The sequence below is a fragment of the Butyrivibrio sp. AE2032 genome (assembly GCF_000702965.1).
In genome coordinates, this window is sequence record NZ_JNLF01000005.1 from 169,262 (window position 1) to 191,398 (window position 22,137).

Here is a 22,137-nt window from a genome sequence, read left to right on the forward strand (position 1 = left end):
AAAAAGATCGAGCTTTATTCGTCGCCCTGCGCCCATTCCAGGCGCGCCATGACCCTGAAATAATCCTCAGATTCCCATTCATACGGCTTCGGACAGAAGTCGTTTCCGGGCCTTGTTGAAGTCTGAGAATAAGGAAAGATCCTCAGTCTATAGTCTACGCATTCAGAGCCGTCCGCGTCCATAAGAAATTCGCATTGAATTATGACGGAATCGGGGTCTGATAATGAGTAATTTCCACCAAAACAAAAGTTCGAGAGCGAATAGAAGATGTAATGACCGTTGTACTTTTCGATCGGCTGCAGCCTGTGGGGATGGGTTCCGACGACAATGTCGACGCCGTAATCAATGAGTTCATGAGCTATCTTCTTCTGTCTTGCGGTAGGCTCGTAGACGCCCTCCTGACCAAAATGGCATGAAGCTATGACAATGGCGGCTCCCTCGCTTCTGAGATCGTCTATTATCCCTGTCACCTGCCCGACGTTCGTGTCATTCGACAGACCGACCATTCCGATCTTGATGCCTTTGGATGTCGTGTAGATCGCTCCGTAGTGGTCATCACTCCAAAGGATCCCGTGATCGTCCAGGTTCTGCCTCGTCTCATCGAGACCGTCCTGCCAAAAATCATTGATGTGGTTGTTTGCGATATTTACTGCCTCAATGCCCGAAATGGTGAGCATCTCAAGGTTTTCGGGCTTCATCTGGAAGATATACTGATTATCCTTGTGCTTGGTCTGCGTGGTAACGGCATTCTCGAGGTTTACGAGGGTTAAGTCGTCGCTCCTGAAAAGATCGGCACAGTTCTTGAAACAATACTCCATATCACCGTTTACGACCGCATCGAACTGACGGTTGCTCGACCTGTAATCCTGCGTCAGCGTGCAGTCACCCGTAAATGTTACGGTTACTACGCGTTCTTCTGGCGACAGCGTCGGAGTGGGACTCGGCGAAGGCGTCGGAGTATTGGTGGGCGTTATCTCGGTGGAAACAGTCTCGAGCATCAGTGTGGTTGCTGCTGACTGAACGACTTCGGTATCGGCCGTGGTTCCGTCAGATCCGTCCGTCCCACCGGGTTCGGTGACCGGTGAGCATGCTATTGCGGTAACAGACAGTGCGGCCGTCATGGCCATCGCCAGGAGCCTTTTTAACCTGTCTGTGTCACCGGAACGTCTCACAAATAGTCTGCCTCTCAAATAAAGTAGAAATGCCGACAATCTGCCGGCCAGAATAATTATATCAATCTTTTGGAAATTCCAAACAGCAAAGAAGCAAACGCAAATGTATTTTAGGTTTACAGGATGTCATTTCTTGCGTTCCAAAGGTAAAAAATTATAATATTTGTTAGTAAACTTTTGTTTATATTTTAGGGATAAAGGAAAAGGTGTCATTATGTCAACGTTGCTCAGATTTAAGTGTCCACAATGCGGAAAGGTCCAGGATATTAAGGGCGATGGACCATGCTGGAAATGCCATACCATAGTTACCCTTCCTCCGGACGGTGTGATTCAAATCTACCGTATGGCTTCCTGTGGGGGATTAGGAAGAAGTATGGAAATCTTTCTTAACGGTATTCGACTCGGATGCCTCAAGTATGATGAGGTTATCCGGATTCCCGTGCCATATGGTCACTATACTGTCATGATGAAGTTTTTGGATCATAAAATGAGTAAATATAAAGGTATTGGTCTGGAATTCGATGTCACTCCATATAACAGGATAGTGTACCTAAAGGCTGCACGCGTTATTCCCGGATATATGACCAATACAGTAATCCTGGAACCAGCTACTCCGGAGGAGATGCGTCCGCTTTGATCTGACCCAAAACAACGATAAGATCTTTTCACATTATCTGAACCACGTTCCCGTTCGCATCCTTCATATAATGATGTGCCGGGATAGCCGCTCCGCAGTGAGGACACTCGGTATGCATGCCGATGATAAAGACTCCACCGCAGTAATTGCACGGCTCCTGATAGACAGCCGTGAGATCACAGGGCTGTGCATTCTTATATATTTCAGGAACTTTTGTCTTATGGATCGACCATCCCAATGTAAGTGCAGAACCGGCTAATAATAATACGGTCATGAACAGGAAAACATAGAACTGTGCTGTATTTTTAAGGCCGACCTTCATCATCTTGGGAGTTAACTGATCAAAAGTCTCAGCTATCGCTTCATCCACCGAATACTTATCACGCTGCAAGAGACGTTTATAGAGTGAATCTGTAAACTCATCACCTCTCGGTCCTGTAATTACAGGATCCGTTCTGTCACCCTGCATGCCTTCACAATACCAGTCATTAAATCCGTTGTCCTTAATGGATTCGGAGTAGATGATAAGCCAATGAGCTTCATCAGGGAATCTGTTGACAGAGACATCATATGCGTAAGCTTCAAGATTTGAATAATCATTATTCCAGGTCTCGTTGCTGACGGTAATGACCGCGGGAACGATACCTGTTTCCTTATAGAAATCCTTCATTGACCGCTTCAGATTCTTCTCATTTTCAAAGATCCCGAGATTGTCTTCGATTACGTACTCGACTTTTTTGTTCTTAAAATACTGTATCTTCTCCGGGAAGTTTATCGCATCAAAAGTACAATAGGCGGTACCTGCAAGGAACGGCAGGAAGAACATGACAAAAGTAATGATCCAGCTTGCGATCATGCTCAAGTTCTTTTTGCGGATGTCGTAGTTGGAATAAACAAAATAGGGTTTGCTGTCTTTGTAGTAGAGATATCTTTTCGAACCCGCAAACGGCTGCGAAGATGATCTTCTTGAACTGCCTCCGCCGCTGCCGCCGGAACTTCTGCTCGAACTGCTGCTCGAACTGCTGTGATGGCTTCCGCCGCTGTGAGAACTTCCGCCTGACGAATGTGGCATATTACCTCTCCTACTCCCTATCCTTTATCAGCTATCCTTATATCTGACGAAAAACTTTAACTCTTAGTATATCAGAAACGCTGTCCCAAAAGGCTTGATGCCTATCTTTCTCGTACCTCCGAGTATGCCGCCCAATATAAACTGTTCCGACAACGGATGGATCGCGCCGTCATCAGCTGAAGCCTTGCAGCCGAAGTCACCGTAGCGCTCACTGACATCAACATAAACGGGCTTGTCTGACCTGTTTGCAACAAGTACGATCGCCCTGCTGCCCGAAGCTTCCCTGCCGAATGCATCGCGTCCTTCCTTGAGATATCTGACAAATGCGAACGTACCGCCCTCAGCCATTAGCGTCTTATAAAATCCCGTGCGGAGACAATCGTTCTCCGTCCTGATCCTGGCGATGCGTCTGAAATAAGTAAGGGCTTCTGCCTGTCTCTGATCGATCCTGTTCCAGGGATATGTCCTTCTGTTGAAAGGATCCTTATAGCCTTCCATAAGGATCTCGTCACCGTAGTAGATGCATGACGCACCTATATAGCATGTCTGAAGAGCAAAGGCCATCTTCGAAAGAGACGAGACTACATCGTAATGCTGCGCTTCAACCTTAAAACCGCGCTGGACTTCCCTGTCGTCAGTATCGCATGGTCTGGACAGTGCGGTCATGATGCGGGGAACATCGTGCGATGAAACAAGGTTCATCATGGAATAGTAAGCTTCCTTGGGATAGCGCTCACGGAATCCTTCAAGCCTTGTATCTGCAATGTCCGCATCGATATATCCGCAAAGGTAATCCAAAACTATATGCCTGAATGTGTATCCCATGACAGAATCGTGTGTATTTCCGAGCATGAAGTCGCGGTATGAACCGTAGCTGCACTTGTTTGAGGCATCTTCCCATACTTCGCCTATGACGGCTCCCTCTCCTCCCGTCTTTTCCTTAACGGTGGAACGCATCTGCCTGATAAAGCTGTCAGGCAGCTCATCGGACACGTCTAGCCTGAATCCCGAAGCTCCGCGGGAAGTCCAGGTATCTACAACGCCGTCCTTGCCGAAGATGAAATTGCGGTAAGAAAGGTCGTCCTCATTGATATCGGGCAGATCGGGAAATCCCCACCAAGATCTGTAACCGACAGAACCGTCCTCGTTTCTGTAGAAGTTATACCAGGAGCGGTAACGGCTCTCTTCGCCGTCCCTGAAGGCTCTGTACGCGCCCGTTCCCTCATATCTGTCAAACTTGTTGAAATACTTGGAGTCAGCGCCCGTATGGCTGAAAACGCCGTCCAATATGATCTTTATTCCTCTTTCCTTACATGCGCTCTGAAGGCTCATGAAAGCAGAAGTTCCGCCAAGAATTGGATCGACATTAAGATAGTCGGCGGTGTCATACCTGTGCGAAGATCTCGCTTCGAATATCGGGTTCAGATAAAGAACCGTTATGCCGAGTTCTTTCAGATAATCGAGTTTTTCCTCGATTCCCTTAAGGCTCCCGCCGTAGAAATCACATGCAAGGTAACCTGTCTCAGGCTTGCCCTTGGTATCGACATCCTCATTCCAGTCTTTGTGGTAGATCCTCTCCTGCCTGTCGTCTAACCGGATCATCTTCTCATAGTCAAAAGAAGTGTCTCTGGCGAACCTGTCCGGGAAGATCTGGTATATCATCGCACCCTTCAAAAAAGCGGGTGTTTTGAATTCTTTGTTGTAAACGGTTATCTGGAAAGCAAAAGGATACTTATCCTCATCAACACCGACTCTGGGCGGTTCGTTGTATAAAGTCCCCTCACCGTCCTTTGTGTCCATGCCCGCCCCGTAGTAGAGCGTGATAACCGGAGCCGGGATATCATTGTCGCTTGCGACCCTGAAATAATCGGGAAGATCCTTAAGATCTCCGGGCACATTAAACCTGAACCAGTAGAACAGTATCGAAGGCTCTGAAGGAAGCATGAGGTTAACATGATATCTTCCAAGGCCCGAAACCGAATACATCGGTTCTTCGTGATATGTAAAGTTATAAAGGCCGTATGTATAGCAGAACGTTACGTTCGAAGCTTCCTTGAAGCAGTCGAAAAAGATGTCGACATTCGAAGTGCACGGTCTTGCGCCAAACGGCTGCCTGTACTCAGGAAGGCGCGATGCATGAATGCACCGCGCCTTGTTGTTCCGTTCTTTTTTATCCGATGAAGGCATTAATCCTTCTTCTCCTTGTCATCGGGTTTCTTCTCCGCAGTCTTTTCAGGAGCGGGTTTTGCAGGCTTTGCAGCAGCCGGCTTCTTGGCAGCAGGTTTCTTTGCCGCTGCCTTCTTGGCGGGCGCCTTCTTAGCCTCAGGTTTCTTCTCAGCCGGCTTCTTCTCAGCAGGCTCTTCTGCCTTCTTGGCACTTTCCTTCTTGGCTTCCTTGGCAGGAGCCTTCTCAGGCTCGGGTTCTGCTCTCGGGATACCCGTGATCAGAGAATACAGTCCTGCATACTCGCCTGCACTCTTCTTCCAGGAATAGTCGCCCTTCATGCCGGTCTCGATGAGCTTATTCCATACTTCCGGCTTATGACGGTAGATGTCTGCCGCATACTTCGTAACGAAGAGGAACTCATGTGCATTGATGTTAGCAAACGAGAAACCGTTTCCTTCGCCCGTATATTCGTTATAAGGCGTTACTGTATCCTTAAGACCGCCCGTCTCTCTTACGACAGGGACGGAACCGTATGCCATCGAGCAGAGCTGCGACAATCCGCAGGGTTCAAAGATACTCGGCATAAGGAAGATATCGGATGCCGCATAGATAGTATGTGCAAGTCCGCTGTCGAAATCGATGCAGGCGCACATCTTTCCGCGATTGCGGTTGGCGATGTCAACGAGAGCTCTCTCATAGTAAGGATCGCCCGTACCGAGGATAACAACCTGCATACCGTCGTAGAGCATTTCTTCCAGAACATAGAGCAGGAGATCCAGACCCTTCTGATCAACAAGTCGTGAGATCATTGCGCAGAGAGGTGCACCTGGATTGACGTCGAGACCCAGCTGCTCCTGCAGAGACTTCTTGCATGCAGCCTTTCCTTCCCTGTAATTCTTGATCGAATACTTCATCGGGATCTTATCGTCCTTTGAAGGATCATATTCAAGATCGTTCATGCCGTTGATGATGCCCGATACCTTGTAAGCGTACTTCTGAAGCGTATAGTTCAGACCTTCGCCGTAGTAATCGGTCATGATCTCATAAGCATAAGTCGGAGATACCGTCGTAACGGAATTCGAGAAAACGATACCGGCCTTCATGAAATTGATGGCCTTGTCCTTGATGCAGAAATCCTCTCTCAGGTAATCGTCAGGGAGATCGAGCATCTCTCTTACCACGTCGATCGAATGAACGCCCTGATACTTGAGATTGTGGATCGTGTAAACAGTCTGCACGTTGGTGTGATAGCCGTTCTTCTTGAAGTGACAGTCAAGGAGCATCGGCATCATGCCCGTCTGCCAGTCGTTGCAGTGAAGGACATTCGGCTCGAAGTTCATGAAGTCGCCCATGAAATCAAGAACAGCTCTCTGATAGAAGCAGTAACGCTCGATATCGAAAACATAATCGACATAGATCTGGTCGAAGTTGAAATAGTATTCGTTATCGATGAAGTAGAATACGACACCGTTCACTTCGAGCGAGAAGAGTCCTGCATAGAGCGAACGCCATCCCATATGGACCATCTTCCATCCGAGGAAATGAAGTTTGTCGCTGTACTTGATCTTGATCTTCTTGTAGAGAGGAATGATGACTCTCGCATCCACTCCCTGCTTGTTGAGCTCAACAGGCAGACTTCCTACAACGTCGGCAAGACCGCCGACTTTAACGAACGGACTGCACTCAGACGATGCGAACAATACTTTGATAGTCTTTTCCATAATCAGATACCTGCTCCTTTTCCTATAACGATAGGATAGTCGGGATGTCCGACAAGTCTTACGCCCGGTCTTACGAACGCGTTCTTGTCAAGGATTACGTTCTCAAGATTGCAGTTCTCGGAGATGTGAACGTCCTGCATGATTACGCAGTTCTTGACTGTTGTATTCTTGGCGATCGTAACACTTCTGAATATAACGGAACCCTCGACCTTACCATAGATGCGGCAACCGTCTGATACGATCGAATCGCTCATCTCGGCATTGTCGAAATACAGTGTCGGGGCCTCATCCTTGACCTTTGTGTAGATGGACTTTCCGCTCCAGAAAAGGTCATTTCTGACAGAATCTGTAAGAAGCGACATCGATGCATTGAAGTAAGCCTGAACGCTGTTGATCCTTAATACAACGCCGGAATACTCAAATCCGTGTACTTTGAACTCATCGAACATCTTAACGATGGAATGGATGCCGAAATGGCTCTGTCCGTGTGCCATCTGACGTGCAAGGATGTCGATCAGGAGATCTCTCCTAAGGCACAGGATTCCAAGTGAACACTTGGGAGATGTTGCCTTTGCGGGATTGTAGAGCATGTCTCTTACAAAACCGTCCTCATCGATGTCGAGGATGTAAGAAGGATTGCCGTACTTTGTACCGTCGCGGTTATACATGACGGAGATGTCGGCGCCGGATTCCTCGTGAGACTTGATGAAATTATCGAATGTCGTATTGAGGATAACGTTGGCACCTGCAACGATTACATAAGGTGTCCTGGACTGCCTTAAGAAATCGATGACGCCCGTAAGCTCTTCATCTGAATTGATGCTCGTGGCTTCTGAATTGACGTAAGGCGGCAGGATGTGAAGACCGTCGTTCTTTCTGTCCAGAGACCATGCACCGCCTGTTCCGAGATGGTCCATCAGTGACTTATACTTGTTGTAAGTAAGAAGTCCGACGTTCTTGACACCGGAGTTGACCATGTTAGAGAGCATGAAGTCAATGATCCTGTATCTTCCGCCGAAAGGCATGGCGGAAAGCGCGCGAGGATTGGAGAGCTCGCCCAGAGATATCTTTTTGTTGTCGGCTAAGATAAGCCCCATCGCATTATTAAACATATGTCTTAATCTCCTTTACCTCATGTTCTGAAAGTCGACTCGATGATGTTCTGGTCATCGGGTACTTCCAGATCGGAATCTACCATACTGTTTGCAGGAATGACCGCGCCGTCCTTGATCTTGAGGCCGCGCTCGAAAACACAGATGCCTTCGGAGCAGATCTTGTGGTTGGTGTAAGGTCCTTCGCCTTCTACAAAGTTGCCGGCCTTAACATCCTTACCGATGATGGTTCCGACATCTATCAGGCAGCGCTCGATATGTGCGCCTTCCTTGACAACGACGCCCGGCATCAGGACACAGTCCTTTACTATCGCGCCCTTCTCAACGATTACTGACTCGGAAAGAACGGAATGCTCAACGTCGCCGAATATACGGCAGCCGTCCGTAAGAGCCGAATTCTTTACCTTAGCGCCTGAACCTATGAAGTGTGAAGGCTTGACAGGGTTTCTCGAGAAGATCTTCCAGGATCTGTCAACGAGGTTGATCTCTTCAGGCTTATCAAGGATATCCATATTGGTCTCCCAGAGAGAAGAGATTGTTCCTACGTCCTTCCAGTAACCGGAGAATCTGTAAGCGCAGAGCTTCTTGCCCTGTGCAAGGAGATTCGGGACGATATTCTTACCGAAATCGTTATTTGAATCAGGATTTGCCTCATCTTCTATAAGAGCCTGTCTCAGGACGCTCCATGTAAAGATATAAACACCCATCGAAGCAAGATTGCTCTTCGGCTTGGCGGGCTTTTCCTCGAACTCCTCGATGACATCGTCTTCCTTCGTATTGAGGATGCCGAATCTCGGAGCCTCCTCCCACGGTACCTCATATACGGCGATGGTCGCATCAGCGCCCTTCTCGATGTGAGACTTGAGCATTGCAGCGTAATCCATCTTGTAGATGTGGTCGCCTGAAAGGATGACTACATATTCGGGATCGTTGTCATCAATAAAGCTCATATTCTGATAGATTGCATTAGCGGTACCCTTATACCAGTCAGAACCCGCATTACTCTGGTAAGGCGGAAGGATATAAGCACCCGCATTGTTTCTGTCGAGGTCCCAAGGGTGACCGTTACCGACGTATGTGTTAAGAGCCAAAGGCTGATACTGTGTAAGAACGCCGACGATCTCTATGCCCGAGTTTACACAGTTTGAGAGCGGGAAATCGATGATCCTGTAACGGCTTCCGAAGGGTACTGCTGGCTTTGCAACCGTCTTGGTCAGTACGCCTAATCTGCTTCCCTGTCCTCCTGCGAGTATCATCGCAACGACTTCAGTTCTTGCCATAATGAACTACCTCCGTATATGAGCTTATTTTGTTTTCTTTTCTTTGTTTTCAGCCTTCTTAGAAGCAGCAGGCTTTTTAGCTGTTGTCTTCTTTACGGGCTTTTCCGCAGCTTTCGCGGCGGGTTTTGCTGCAGGCTTGGCGGCCTTCTTTTCAGCCGTCTTTACAGCCTTCTTTGCCGGCTTTTTCTCAGCAGGCTTTTTGGCAGATGCCTTTGTTGTCTTCTTGGCAGAGGGCTTGGATTCTGTCTTCTTTGCCTTCTTCTTGACAGGATCTTTAACCTTCATGAAATAGATTCCTGCAAGCGGCGGAAGATTGATCTTTACCTTGTAAGGCTTGCCGTTAAGAGGCTCGTCTATCGCCTCAAAGCATCCTTCTGCATCTGTCGCCGTTGGATAACCAGAACCGCCGTGACACATGTCGTCAGTATTGAATACGATCTTGTATGTGCCTAGTTCATAGACGGGCATCTCATATCCCTCAAGAGGCTGTGGAACCATGTTGAGCGCAACATAGATGTCATTGCGCTTGGGATCGGGACAGGATCTCTTGTAGATAAATACATTATTCTTAGTATCGTCAGCAGCGATCCATTCAAATCCTGACCATGTATGATCGTCTTCCCAAAGCTGGGGATTCTCAACATAGAACTTATTGAGCTCGCTGTTGAAGTTCTGGAGCAGACGGTGTGATTCGTAGTCTAAAAGGAACCACTCGAGCTGTTCATAGAAACGCCATTCGATGAACTGACCGAACTCGGCACCCATGAAGTTGAGCTTTCCGCCCGGATGGCTGATCTGGTACATCATCATGGTACGGAGCGAAGCGAACTTCCTCCAGATATCGCCCGGCATCTTGTCTATGAGAGAATGCTTGCCGTGAACGACTTCATCGTGCGAGAGGCTCAGGATGTAATTCTCAGAGAACGCATACATCATCGAGAAACAGAACTCGTCGTGATGCCATGCCCTTGCATAAGAATCCGTTGAGAAATAATCCAGAGTGTCATGCATCCAGCCCATGTTCCACTTATGTGTAAAGCCCAGTCCGCCGTATTCAACGGGGTGAGATACCTTGGGCCACGCGGTGGATTCCTCAGCTATGAGCATCGCATGAGGATAGTTCTTGCGGATCGTGGAATTGAGTTTCTTGAAGAAATCGATGGCTTCGAGATTCTCGTTACCGCCAAACTTGTTCGGGATATACTGCTGTCTTCCGTAATCCCTGTAGAGCATCGAGGAAACGGCATCAACACGGATACCGTCAAGATGGAACTCATCGATCCAGAATACTGCATTTGAGATCAGGAACGAGATAACTTCGTTCTTGGAATAGTCGAAAACATAGGTGCCCCACTCCCTGTGCTCGCCGATCCTGGGATCGGAATACTCGTAGCACGGAGTGCCGTCGAATCTGACAAGCCCTTCCATGTTCTTCGGGAAGTGTGCGGGAACCCAGTCGAGGATAACGGAGATGCCGTTCTGGTGAAGGACATCGACCATGAACTTGAAATCGGCAGGTGTGCCGAATCTTGAAGTAACTGCATAGTATCCTGTTACCTGATAGCCCCACGAATCATCAAGAGGGTGCTCTAAGATCGGCATCAGCTCGATATGCGTGTAATGCATCTTCTTGCAGTAATCCGCAAGATCAATTGCCAGTTCCCTGTATGTGAAGAAATTTCCGTCCGGATGTCTTCTCCATGAACCGAGATGAATCTCATAGATATTTATCGGCTTCGGTGCAAGAGCATCTGTGCGGCTCTTAACGAACTCATCGTCATTCCAGATATAATCATCGGGATCGTATATTATTGAAGCATTATTAGGTCTCGTCTCGAAATGTCTGGCGTAAGGATCGCCCTTCTCGTAGATCCTGTTATCCGCACCGATAACCCTGTATTTATAGCGGTCCCACTGACGGGCTTCAGGAACCTTCTGCTCCCATATACCCGTTTTTCCCAACATGAACATCTGGCAGTCGTTGGGATCCCAGTCGTTGAAATCGCCCATAACGCTGACCATTCTCGCATTAGGAGCCCATACGCGGAATATAAAGCCTTTCCCATTCTCGTCCTCGTAAGGATGAGCACCGAGGAACTTATAGCTCATATAGTTCTCGCCCTTGTTAAATAAATAAGCGGCATCCATTGATGTTGCCTTGCCTCCCTGCCTCTCTTTATGTCGGCGGCTCTGTAAATGAGCACGTCAATATTCAAGGGCACTTGCCCTTAATAACAGATATTATAAACGAATTTAGAGGATTTACCAACCGAAAATACAAAAAAGCGTTTGTTTTCGTCGTTCATTTTGTGCAAAATTACACAATACCGTACATTTTCCGGGCTGAACAAAGCTTTTATTCATCCCTTCCGACTTTATGCATCTTCTTATCTAAATACATTGAAGCGTCAGCTTCCTTCAGGCATTTTTCGAAGATCTTATGTGCGTCCTCTTCTGAATCCTTGGGATACTCGATATGTACACCGGTACTTACGCCGACAACGTATTCCTTATCATCGAGTTCTACCTTCTGACGGATCAGCGTCCTGACCTTCTCTACAAATTCCTTTGCCTTCTCTTCCGTATAGTTCTTGGCTATCACGATGAACTCATCGCCGCCCGCACGCGCGCACAGCTCATGCTCGCACGTGGCTCTCATCATGGCATAAGCAATCGTCTTCAGGCTGTAGTCGCCTTCGTTGTGACCGTAATTGTCGTTGATCATCTTCAGGTCATTCATGTCGAAGATGATTACCGCCAGTCCCGTTCCGTTGCGGATGCATTCATCGACATAATCAATGAAGTATTCCTCAAGGCCGCGGCGGTTATAAAGTTCCGTCAGCATATCCCTGTTTGAAAGGAATCCGAGTCTTGCAACAGACTGTTCAAGATCTCTTTGTATACGTCTTGTCTCGAGTATTACACCGAGATCAACAAACCAGGACTGGATAGCCTTTTGCTCGCGGAAACCGACTTCCGGGGTAGCGATGAGATAACCCATATAGTACTGAAGATGATGCAGCGCAAAAATGTAATACGGATTAGGATCTTCGAGCATGTCTTTTGGAAGGATATCCTTCTTCCTGAAAGTCTGGACAGGCACATCCTCGCTGCCCCTGTACCCTGCAACGACAGTCATCTCCTCATCACATGTGCGGAAATCATCATCTACGATACGCTGTTTATCCCATCCGGGTGCAAGACAGAGGAGCATATCCTTAAATCCGGTATCTGTCTTAGCATTGTCGCTTATGGCTTTGAAACATTCCTCAAGAGATGTGGCATCCGATACTGTCAGCATGAGATTGGTCGTGGACTGTGCTATGCCGGTGGCATTGTCCAGTCTCTGAATGTAAACGACTCTGAAATCCTCAATGTTATCAATGGTCTTCGGTCTGCATCCGCAGGACTGGTTGCAGATGAGATCACCCGTAAGAAGAACGTCTTCCCTGATCTCCGCGCCGTCCAATATCTCGAGCATAGTCTTGATCGCAGTATATCCGATCCTGTAAAAAGGCTGGTCCGCAGTCGTTACAGTCGGGAATCCGCTTATGGATTCGACAACCGCATCAAAACCCGTAATGATGAAGTCTTCAGGGATCCTTATCCCTCTCTCCTTGCAAGCGTTGATAAGGCCGATGGCAGAATAATCGTTAGCACAGACAACTGCATCCGGATATTCACATCCGCGTTTTTTGCAGTCTTCCAGGATATAGTCCAATGCCGGTTCACCGCAGGTGAACCAAAGATCGCCGTAGTAGATCTTATCGTCATCGAAAGGAATGCCGTGCTCGGCGAGGACCTTCTTCAACGCGTTCAGACGCAGAGGCGTAAAGTACTGTTTTTCCTCACCAGCCAGATGGTAGATGTTCCTGCAGCCATGCTTTACGACCACATGCTCGACAACCTTTGAAAAGGTCCCGGTATCGTCGCACCTGACATTCAAATGCTCATCATCCCTGCCACCGATATTGATAACCGGTATGTCATATTCAGAGAGGATCTTTTTCAGATGGTCTTTGATTATCTGGCTGAAATACGTGTTTATCTTGATAACGCCGTCGAAATCGTTAAGGTCAGGAATATCAAACGATACCCTGTCACCCTCGTCATATTTTGAGAACTCGCCATAGTTCCTGCTGCTGTAGGAATCGCCGAAACTCGCGAAAAATATGAGCTTGACGCCATATTCCATTGCAGCATCAATCAGGCCCTTCTGCATCATTCCGGACATCTGTTCATAAACATGAGATGTAAAAACAGCGATCTTTTTCATATAGTTCCCAGCGGATCCACCCGGCCGTCTACCATTCTAACCGTTTTAATTATAATCTTTTAAGAACCCTTTTGGTTAACTGTGTGTAAATTATGTTTTATGTTTTTAACTCTCGCCAAATGCTCCCGAAGTGTTATCCTATTCGCAGAAAAATGAAAGAGGACATGTTATGAAATATTTTGTCGCATCAGACATCCACGGTGATTCATACTGGGCTGAACGTGTCGTCAGCGCTTTTCAGGAAAGCAACGCTGACAAGCTGATATTACTTGGTGACATCCTTTACCACGGCCCAAGGAACGACCTTCCCGCTCACTACGAGCCCAAGAAAGTAATAGAAATACTGAACAGCATCGCTGACAGGATCCTTGCCGTAAGGGGCAACTGCGATACCGAGGTTGACCAGATGGTGCTTAAGTTCCCGATCATGGCTGATTACATCTATCTGGCTGATGAATGTCAGGTATTCTTCTGTACCCACGGACACAAGTACGACATCTACAATGTTCCGCCGATGATGCCCGACGGTGCCATTCTCATGACAGGTCACACACATGTTGCGGAAGATACAGAACTCACATCACCTGACGGGAGAACATACCGTTATCTGAATCCCGGTTCACCTTCCATTCCCAAGGAAGATACGCTTCCCTCCTACATCATCATCGAGAACGGAAAAGCGGAACTGATAATGTTCGATTAATCCAAATGATAAATAACGCATCAATCGAGTAGGGGGAATTTAATCCCCCTCTCACACCACCGTACGTGCCGTTCGGCATACGGCGGTTCAACTTAACTTCAAAGCGTGACGCTCATTGTAGTAATCAAGGCAACTGATAAGACCTGCCCTGCCAAGCACCTCTTTTGAGATCGCCCGTGATACGCAAGTCTTTGTCACGACCCATTGGTATCTGTCTCCACAATACGATGTCAGTCTTGCTAAGTCTTTGGAGACTCCGAGTTTTTGGAGTCCCCATTGTCTCTTGCTTGGCACCTTCCATTGTTTCCATATAATGGTTCTAAGCCTTGTCCTTAAGTGTGCGTCAATGTCTGATATTGTTGACTTCATATCCCCTAATGCAAAGTAGTTTATCCAACCTCTCGTTACTTGGTTAATCTTCTCAATTCTCAATCCTAATCTCATTGAATTCTTTCTTTGCGTCAAGGCTTTGAGTCTGCGTTTGAACTTGGCGACAGAGTCTTGGTGTGGTCTTGCTTTCCATTCAAGTGTCTTTGGGTCTTTGTAGAATCCGAACCCGAGGTATTTTACTTTTGTCGGTCTGACTATCTTAGTCTTCTCCGCATTAACCTTGAGACCGAGTTTCCTTTCTATCCAAGACGTGATGGAGTACATCACACGCTTTGCACTTGCTTCGCTCTTTACTGCAATTATGCAGTCGTCAGCATATCTTGCGAAGTGCAGTCCTCTGTTTTCAAGTTCTTTGTCCAATTCATTCAGCATTATGTTGCTAAGTAATGGTGAGAGGTTGCCGCCCTGCGGTGTTCCCATTTCTGTTTGCTCGTATCCTTCCGGGGTCATTACACCTGCCTTGAGATATTTGCGTATCAGAGATTCCGTGTCTCCATCGTTAATCAGTATGTGAACGTAGCTCATTAGTCTGTCTTGTGGTACGTTGTCGAAGAATTTCTCCAAGTCTATATCCACAATCCACGTGTAGTCCTCATTTAAGTATTCAAGGACTTTTCTTATTGCCATCTCACAGCTTCTGTTCGGACGAAAGCCATAACTGAACTCCGAGAAATGCGGGTCGCATATCGGTCCTATCACTTGTACTATTGCCTGCTGGATTACTCTGTCCATTGCTGTAGGGATTCCAAGTTTTCTCTTTCCGCCATTAGGTTTGGGTATTTCTACTCGTCTGACGGGTTGAGGCTTGTATTCCCTTCGTAGTATCTGCTCTTTTATCGTAGGCCAATTTGCCTTGATATACTCACCAAGTTCATCTGTACTGACACCGTCAACTCCGCCCGCACCCTTATTGGCACAGACCCTTTTGTAGGCTTCGTTCATATTGTCCTTATGTAAGATTTTGTCGAGCAGTTCTGACATTGCCTTGTGTGCTCTTCTCCTTTCCGCTCCCTCAGACTCAGCCTTATGTTGTGTGTTCAGATTTCATATACGTTTCATCCTACCACTGTCGGGCATATCCTCAGGACATACATTTGCGTCGCACGGTTAAATTGTTCCGCCCTTCCCGATTCCTCGGTACTATGGCTTCTGCTGACTTCTCACAGTTCGTTGTTACTACGGATCGTGCTCCGCCTATGAGACCTCACGGGATAAGCCCCGAACCTTTCCCCGTTTACTCGCCTGATTTACGCATTGAAGTTACGGTTGCCTTTTGGACTTTGATGCGTTTGGTCATCTTATCCGTTCAATACGCCTTAATATCAGGTTTCTGTCCGTCGAGCCACGGTTTCGCTATTGCTTCTTCTCGCCTGTACCTCACGATACAAACCTTGCAAGTCGCTTTAAGGTTCGTCGGCAACTACGCCCCTCGGGACTTCCACCCGAGGTTCGGGACATGCCCGTCATACCAAAAAAGATCCCCCGATTTATGTTCGGGGGATCGGTTTTATTTGTTATTATCTTTTGCTGTACTTACGTCTCTTGACCACAACGATAACAACTGCCAGCGCTACGATCAGGAACAGACCAACGATAGAACCAATCACCAAAGGTGTATTGGTGTAGTAACGAACGAACAGGTTTGTGGTTACATAGAAGTTTGTGATCTCCAGTTCACTTACATTGCCTGCAGCATCCGTACCGACGATCTTGACCTTATGAGCACTGTTGGAGTAATCCGTAATGTCAAAGGTGAAAGATCCGTTGCCGGTCAAGATCTCTGCAACCTGCTCAGCTGTCCATGAAACATAAGGAGTATTGTAATCATCAAGATATACATCAACACCGCTGAGCAGCAGGTTGTCTGTAACGATCAGACTGACTTTATGTGACTCTTCCGCATATGTCGTGTTGCCGCTGAGATTTGCAGCCACGATATTCGGGCTTGTGGCATCAATACCGAACTGAAGACTTGTGTTCTTTGTATCAAGCGTGTTCTCAGAGATATTGCCGGCCTCATCTCTGGAGTATACAGATACTTTATATACACCATCATCAGCGAATTTGTCAGAATGGATCGTGTACTGATAACCGCACCATTCGCCGTTGCCGCCGGTCCTCTGAACATCATAATCAACACCTTCAACCAAAGTGATAGATTCATTGTTCTTGAATATAGTCACAACACTTTCAACCAACTGATTAGGGTTGACCTCGCTGATAACAATATCTACCGGCTTTTGTACATAAGTTCCGTTTATCGTTTTTGCTGCATCACCCAGCTCATAGGTAGAACCAAATCTGTTGATTGAGAAAGTAAGAAGCTGAGAAGATTCATTACCTGCAAGATCGATAATTGTAACCTCAAGCGTATAGATGTCATCAATATCTTTCTGCTTGGCAAATTCATTGAACTTAAACGATTTTCCGTTGTGAATATCAGTATAAGTTCCGTCTAAAACTAACTTACCTCTGTTGGCACCTGAGAAATTTACATAAACAAACTGTTCTGAATAGTTAGTATCTGAATATGTAAAGTCAAGTGAAATATCTCCATTATTTGCTGACTTATCCTTAACTCCGGTAATCTTAAGCTCAGGTGCTTTTGTATCAATAAAGAATGTCTGTTCAGCAAAATCAGCAGCGTCATTTCCGGCTTTATCCTTTACGGAGATATCAAATACATATTTGCCATCCTTATCGTAAGCGATAGTTGCGGTATGAGTATCACCATTATTAGTCCAATTGCTTACTGCGGGTACATTGATAATTGCACCGTCATCAGTAGCTTTGAGAGTAATGTTGACTCTGCCGGCATCAAAATTGTGCTCAACGATTGTGATCGTCGCATTTCTGTTCTTATTATAGTAAATGTTATTTGCGACAACATTATTATCGTAACTTACATTTACTGTAGGTACAGTTTTATCGATCGTAAAAGCTTTCGGCGCTACACTATTACCAAAATCTATTGACTTTGCCACATTATTTGCCGGATCGGTATAAGCAATGTCAAAAGTATAATCGGCATCCCTGGTATACGGAATAGTAGTAGTCCACTTAGTATTGTCACCATTACCGGACCCAACTGTTTTAGTCCAACCGTTGACCTCAGGCTTCGTGCCGGTGGAACTTGTAAGAGTAACATTAACATCCTTAGGATCAAAGTTACGCTCTGTAATAGTAATCGTAGCTACTCGATCATCCTTAAAACAATTGTCAGAATCAGCATTATTGTTGTTGTAGCTGATAACAATGCTAGGATTAGTGATGTCGATTTTTATTGCTCCGGGATTTGTTTTGGTAATCCTGATGTTTCCGGCATTATCTTCTGCCATTACTTCAACTATTACATTATTGCTGTTAAACTTCTCCGAATCGATTGTAATGTTTTTAGTCCATGAATGCGCAAGAGCATAACGATCAACAGAAGCATCCTCTTTACCGATAATCTTCGGATTGTCTTCATCAACACTAAGATTCAGTAACGTGCCTTTTTCTTCAGCACCGGTATCTGTCGCATAGATCTTGTAAGTAATTCTCTTTAGACCTGAATAACTGCCGTCAGCATCACGGGTATCTCCCAAAAAGGCCGGATCTGTTGCAGTCAATTTGACAGAAACGTCACCGTTATAGAATCCGTTAGAATTAGGTGCAGCCGGGATGATGTCTATCTCAGGTGCATTCTTCTCACCTTCAGGTTCAGTACTGTCAATGATAATACCTGCGGAATTAATAGTAGTACTGTTAGATGCCATATCAGTTGCTCTGAAATACAGAACAAACTTATGGCCCGGGTTAATTGTAATGCCGGTAGTTTCATCGTAATCAAGCCAAGTATCCGTAATTCCGTATTCTGAACTCTTATCTGCCAATTGATACTGTAAAGCAGACAATCCGCTAATAGAGCAGTCAGCGCCTAAGAACACAGTTACAGGTTCATTATAGAATCTGTCAAAGGTAATCGAATTAGTTACAACTGCTGACTTATCTTCAGAAGGGATGAGATTATCACCTTGAATAGACTCACCATCTATAGTCATGGTCAGGTTAACAGGCGGCGTCTTATCAACAACAAAGTTTGTTGGTGCAGCCGAGGTCCCGTAATTAACTGATTCACAATCATTTAATGCCATATCCGTACAAGTAAATGATATCGTGAATTCTTCATCCTTGACCTGACCAAAAGTATAATCAGCTGTATGCACATCAGCATCAGGAGACCACTCAAGCGGTACAACTACATTGTTTATGATAAGAACAGCATTATTTTCGTCAAAGTTATGCTCTTCTACCGTAAAAGTCGCTATTCTTTCATTGTTGAAGAACTTCTCGTTGTAAACTGTATTATTTGAATAACTGACATTTACTACCGGCGCTTTTGTATCAATTACAAAATTGTTCCACGAAGCCCCTAAAAAGAAAACGTTAGCGTCATTTAGTGCACGGTCTTGATAATACACATTAAAAACATATTCGCCATCGACAAGAAATTCCACAGTAACCGTTCTGGATTCTTCATTCTCATCATCACGCTCAATTTTAATATCCTTATCGAGTTCAGCGAACCTGCTGCTTGTTCCCGAAACTATACTAACGTCAATTGTCAGATCCTCATACAGATAATTCTTTTCCGTTATATTAATGGTAGCTGTTCGATTATTATTGAAATATTTATCATTGGCAGCTTCATTATTATCAAAGGATACAGAAACAATCGGTTTTGTCGTATCTATTATGAAATGATCATGAGCTGCAGAATGATCTTTAATATAGGTAACTTCTCCTTCATTTCCACAATAATCAGTGTATTTTACATCAAACGAATAATCTCCATCTCCTTCAAATGGAATCTTAATCTGCTTGTGTTGATCGTCAAAAACTATATTGATATTGTCAAGAATCGACACGCCATCCTTTTCTACAGTTAACACGACTGCCTTAGAATTATAATTTGCCTCATCTATATAAATAGTTGCAGATCTGTCAGCTGAAAAATACAAATCATGCTGATCGTCATTATTATAAAATTCAACAAAGAGTCTAGGCTTAACATCATCAGTCATGATTAACAAATCCTGCTCAGCGGACAGTCCAAGGCTCTCTCCGTTCAGACTGATCAAATTGCTCATTTGTGGCTCTTCGTTGTCGTCATATGTCGCAGTGCAATTGCCTGCTATATCATAGACCCAAATCTTCAGTTTTCCGAAATTATTTGCCGGAATAGTAAAAGTTCCAACAACTTCATCAGTCAAGCCATATACATCACTTCCGCCATAATCGACTTCAGTTTTAGTGCCTTCACCATAATCATACTCAATGTGACCAAAACCGGAAACACTATCTAAAGCAGATACAGTTACTAATAACGCCGAATTCGCAAATATGCATTTTTCTCCATCTTTATATGTACCAGGCTTTGCTGAATCCGGTGAACTGCTGCTGATATCAATAGAAACAGAAGGAAACTCTTTGTCGATCTTGATCTCTTGAACTGAACCTAAATTAATATTTCCCTCTCCTTCCACCTTGCTTTGATAAAAATATGTTGAATATGCCGGATGAACACCATTATCAGGAATAGTATAGGATGGAACTCTCTCTCCCTCTGGAGTTTCAATAAACAATTGGGGATTCTTTGGTCTGACGATTACATCTTCCGTATACCAATTTTTCACGTTGGTCTCATTGTTATAATAGATCTCTGTCGAAATACTACTGTCAAAACCAATTAATCCATTACAGGTTATTACTTTTTCATCATAAGTATCATCTTTATTACAAGTAATAGTTACTGTAAATGAGATGCTTGATATGACATATTCTTTAAAACTCAAAACCAAATATTGATTACCACCATAATAGCCAAAATCAACAGTAGCACCAGGTGCAGTACATTCTACCGATGTACTAGTAAAGCAGTCACCTGTTAATTTAATATAATAAGTTTTTTTATTTGCATAATCAGTGAATGGTTTATTCGCAAACTCCAACGTATGTTGAGCTTTTACAGTATTGCCTTTAATGTGGTATGTGTATTCTTCATATAAATCATTCTCTGGAACAGTTATATCAACCTCAAATTGTTCCGAACTTACACCAAGAATTTTGATTTTGCCATCCTTTATATCAAACAAATCACCGCCAGAAACAGGAACAAATGAAAAGTCTGAATAATTATCTTTAAAAATAGCGTACTCTTTATCAAATTCATACTCTGAATAAGAGTTCAATTGCAAATCATCACGAACCTTACCCTTATTAATATTCAGTTTATAAGAAGCCGTTGTAGTTTTGCAATTAGGAGCTGAAATCGTAGCCTGAACAGTGACAGAACCAATACCCTTAGGAGTAATAACACCTGTATTCCTATTAATCTCAGCCAAATGACCATTTTCTATAATACTATATTTTATTGTTACCTTATCTGGCTGATAATAAAGGAAACTCAATTTATTTAATGCCAATGCTTTTCCTGTTTCATCATTTAATGTCTTTCCGTAATAACCCTCAACAGTGGCATTAGCAAACACAGCTGTAAATTCTTGTAGTGCAGAAATAGAATATTCGATTGTTTTTTCTTCATAGAATCCAATTGCAGGAGCAGTCGCTTCGATTATTACGGTTCCGGCTTTTAAGAAAGTCACAGTACCAGAAGTATCTACAGTTGCAGTATCAGGATCTGATGAAGAATAGATAATATTGCTTGGTTTAGGATCTTTGCTGCATGAAGCAACATTAGTAAAGGTTGTATTGTCCTTAACATAATTTAACTCTATTTCACTGTTATCATCTGCAAAAGCAAAATCATCTCTTTCTATAGGCTTTATTGTAATACTATAATCAACAGCATAACTGTCTGTATCATTTTCAAAAGCATAGTATCCTTCACCGGAGAAAACAGCCGTAAACTCATATGTGCCTACATCTTTAAAACTTGGTTCTGTTACGACTTCACCATTAACATAATAATCAACATTTAATCCATTTCCACTCAAATCTGAAAATTCTGATGCCTTATGATCAATTCCATCATAAACAATTGATTTCTCAACATTACCCTGGGATAAATCCGTAAGTTCGAGAGCGACAGGATAATAGAAATATGCCCCATCAAATGTACCGTTCGGATGAATGATTTCAGAAAAGCTGACATAACCGGTATCTGCTTTTGTTACTTCTAAACGGAAAGGATGATCAGGAAAACCCTTAGGCTCAAAATAAGATTTTGCCAAGTCAAATTTTACTTTTCCTTGACTATCAGTAGTTCCATCAAATTTAACACCCTCATCTGTAAGACAAGTTAATGTAACATAAGCCCCCTCGACTACGTTATTATAAACATCGATTGTATTAACTACAGCGTTGCCATAATTATCATAGGTGCCAAATGATCTGTCTTCTTTGTGAGATTCCCCTAATTTTTCGTATACAACTACAGTAAAGGCATTATCGTGATTGAAACCTTTCTCGCCCTCTGCATAGACCCCGACAGCATTGAAGGGCAAAAATGTGAAAACAAAAATAGCCGACATTAATGCGGACAAAAATCTGACAAAACCGTTTCTAGTAATTTCCATATTATCAACCCTCCAAAAACATTCTCCT

Annotated in this window: 12 protein-coding genes; 2 read left to right on the plus strand and 10 right to left on the minus strand. The window is 44.7% G+C overall.

Annotated features, from left to right (window positions below; genetic code table 11):
• Nucleotides 1–14: 14 nt before the first annotated feature.
• Complete coding sequence (locus tag BO18_RS33075) at nucleotides 15–1,172, minus strand: CapA family protein (RefSeq protein WP_051688932.1); 1,158 nt, start codon at nucleotides 1,170–1,172, stop codon at nucleotides 15–17.
• Nucleotides 1,173–1,545: 373 nt separating this feature from the next.
• On the opposite strand from BO18_RS33075, the gene BO18_RS34950 reads away from it, so the two are divergent.
• Complete coding sequence (locus BO18_RS34950) at nucleotides 1,546–1,809, plus strand: hypothetical protein (protein ID WP_185752507.1); 264 nt, start codon at nucleotides 1,546–1,548, stop codon at nucleotides 1,807–1,809.
• 28 nt (nucleotides 1,810–1,837) lie between these two features.
• Here the strand turns inward: BO18_RS34950 and BO18_RS18520 are convergent, their stop codons facing one another.
• The 7 genes from BO18_RS18520 to BO18_RS18550 all read right to left on the minus strand — a co-directional run bounded on the left by BO18_RS18520 (nucleotide 1,838) and on the right by BO18_RS18550 (nucleotide 13,436).
• Nucleotides 1,838–2,881 (minus strand): hypothetical protein, encoded by a 1,044-nt coding sequence (locus BO18_RS18520; protein ID WP_051688933.1) that lies wholly within the window; start codon nucleotides 2,879–2,881, stop codon nucleotides 1,838–1,840.
• Nucleotides 2,882–2,944: 63 nt separating this feature from the next.
• Nucleotides 2,945–5,068, minus strand: a complete 2,124-nt coding sequence (locus BO18_RS18525; RefSeq protein WP_051688934.1) for a glycoside hydrolase family 13 protein — start codon at nucleotides 5,066–5,068, stop codon at nucleotides 2,945–2,947.
• Nucleotides 5,068–6,768 (minus strand): glycogen synthase, encoded by a 1,701-nt coding sequence (locus BO18_RS18530; protein ID WP_051688935.1) that lies wholly within the window; start codon nucleotides 6,766–6,768, stop codon nucleotides 5,068–5,070. Before BO18_RS18530 ends, BO18_RS18525 begins: the two co-directional genes overlap by 1 nt.
• Nucleotides 6,769–6,770: 2 nt before the next feature.
• Nucleotides 6,771–7,880 (minus strand): glucose-1-phosphate adenylyltransferase subunit GlgD, encoded by a 1,110-nt coding sequence (gene glgD / locus BO18_RS18535; RefSeq protein WP_034448903.1) that lies wholly within the window; start codon nucleotides 7,878–7,880, stop codon nucleotides 6,771–6,773.
• Between the two features lie 20 nt (nucleotides 7,881–7,900).
• The gene (locus tag BO18_RS18540) at nucleotides 7,901–9,160 is read right to left on the minus strand and encodes a glucose-1-phosphate adenylyltransferase (protein WP_034448904.1); all 1,260 of its coding nucleotides are present in this window, start codon (nucleotides 9,158–9,160) and stop codon (nucleotides 7,901–7,903) included.
• Between the two features lie 24 nt (nucleotides 9,161–9,184).
• Nucleotides 9,185–11,308 (minus strand): 1,4-alpha-glucan branching protein GlgB, encoded by a 2,124-nt coding sequence (glgB, locus tag BO18_RS18545; RefSeq protein WP_066738384.1) that lies wholly within the window; start codon nucleotides 11,306–11,308, stop codon nucleotides 9,185–9,187.
• A 208-nt stretch (nucleotides 11,309–11,516) separates the two neighbouring features.
• Nucleotides 11,517–13,436 carry a diguanylate cyclase gene (locus tag BO18_RS18550; protein WP_034448905.1) on the minus strand — a complete coding sequence of 640 codons (1,920 nt, stop codon included), beginning with the start codon at nucleotides 13,434–13,436 and terminating at the stop codon, nucleotides 11,517–11,519.
• Nucleotides 13,437–13,605: 169 nt separating this feature from the next.
• Between BO18_RS18550 and yfcE the strand changes: the two genes are divergently transcribed.
• Nucleotides 13,606–14,139 carry a phosphodiesterase gene (yfcE, locus tag BO18_RS18555; protein ID WP_034448906.1) on the plus strand — a complete coding sequence of 178 codons (534 nt, stop codon included), beginning with the start codon at nucleotides 13,606–13,608 and terminating at the stop codon, nucleotides 14,137–14,139.
• Nucleotides 14,140–14,226: 87 nt separating this feature from the next.
• On the opposite strand, the gene ltrA is transcribed toward yfcE, so the two are convergent.
• A complete protein-coding gene (gene ltrA / locus BO18_RS18560) occupies nucleotides 14,227–15,510 on the minus strand; it encodes a group II intron reverse transcriptase/maturase (RefSeq protein ID WP_034448907.1) in 1,284 nt (427 codons plus the stop codon).
• 536 nt (nucleotides 15,511–16,046) lie between these two features.
• Nucleotides 16,047–22,109 carry an Ig-like domain-containing protein gene (locus BO18_RS18565; protein WP_034448908.1) on the minus strand — a complete coding sequence of 2,021 codons (6,063 nt, stop codon included), beginning with the start codon at nucleotides 22,107–22,109 and terminating at the stop codon, nucleotides 16,047–16,049.
• Nucleotides 22,110–22,137: the final 28 nt, after the last annotated feature.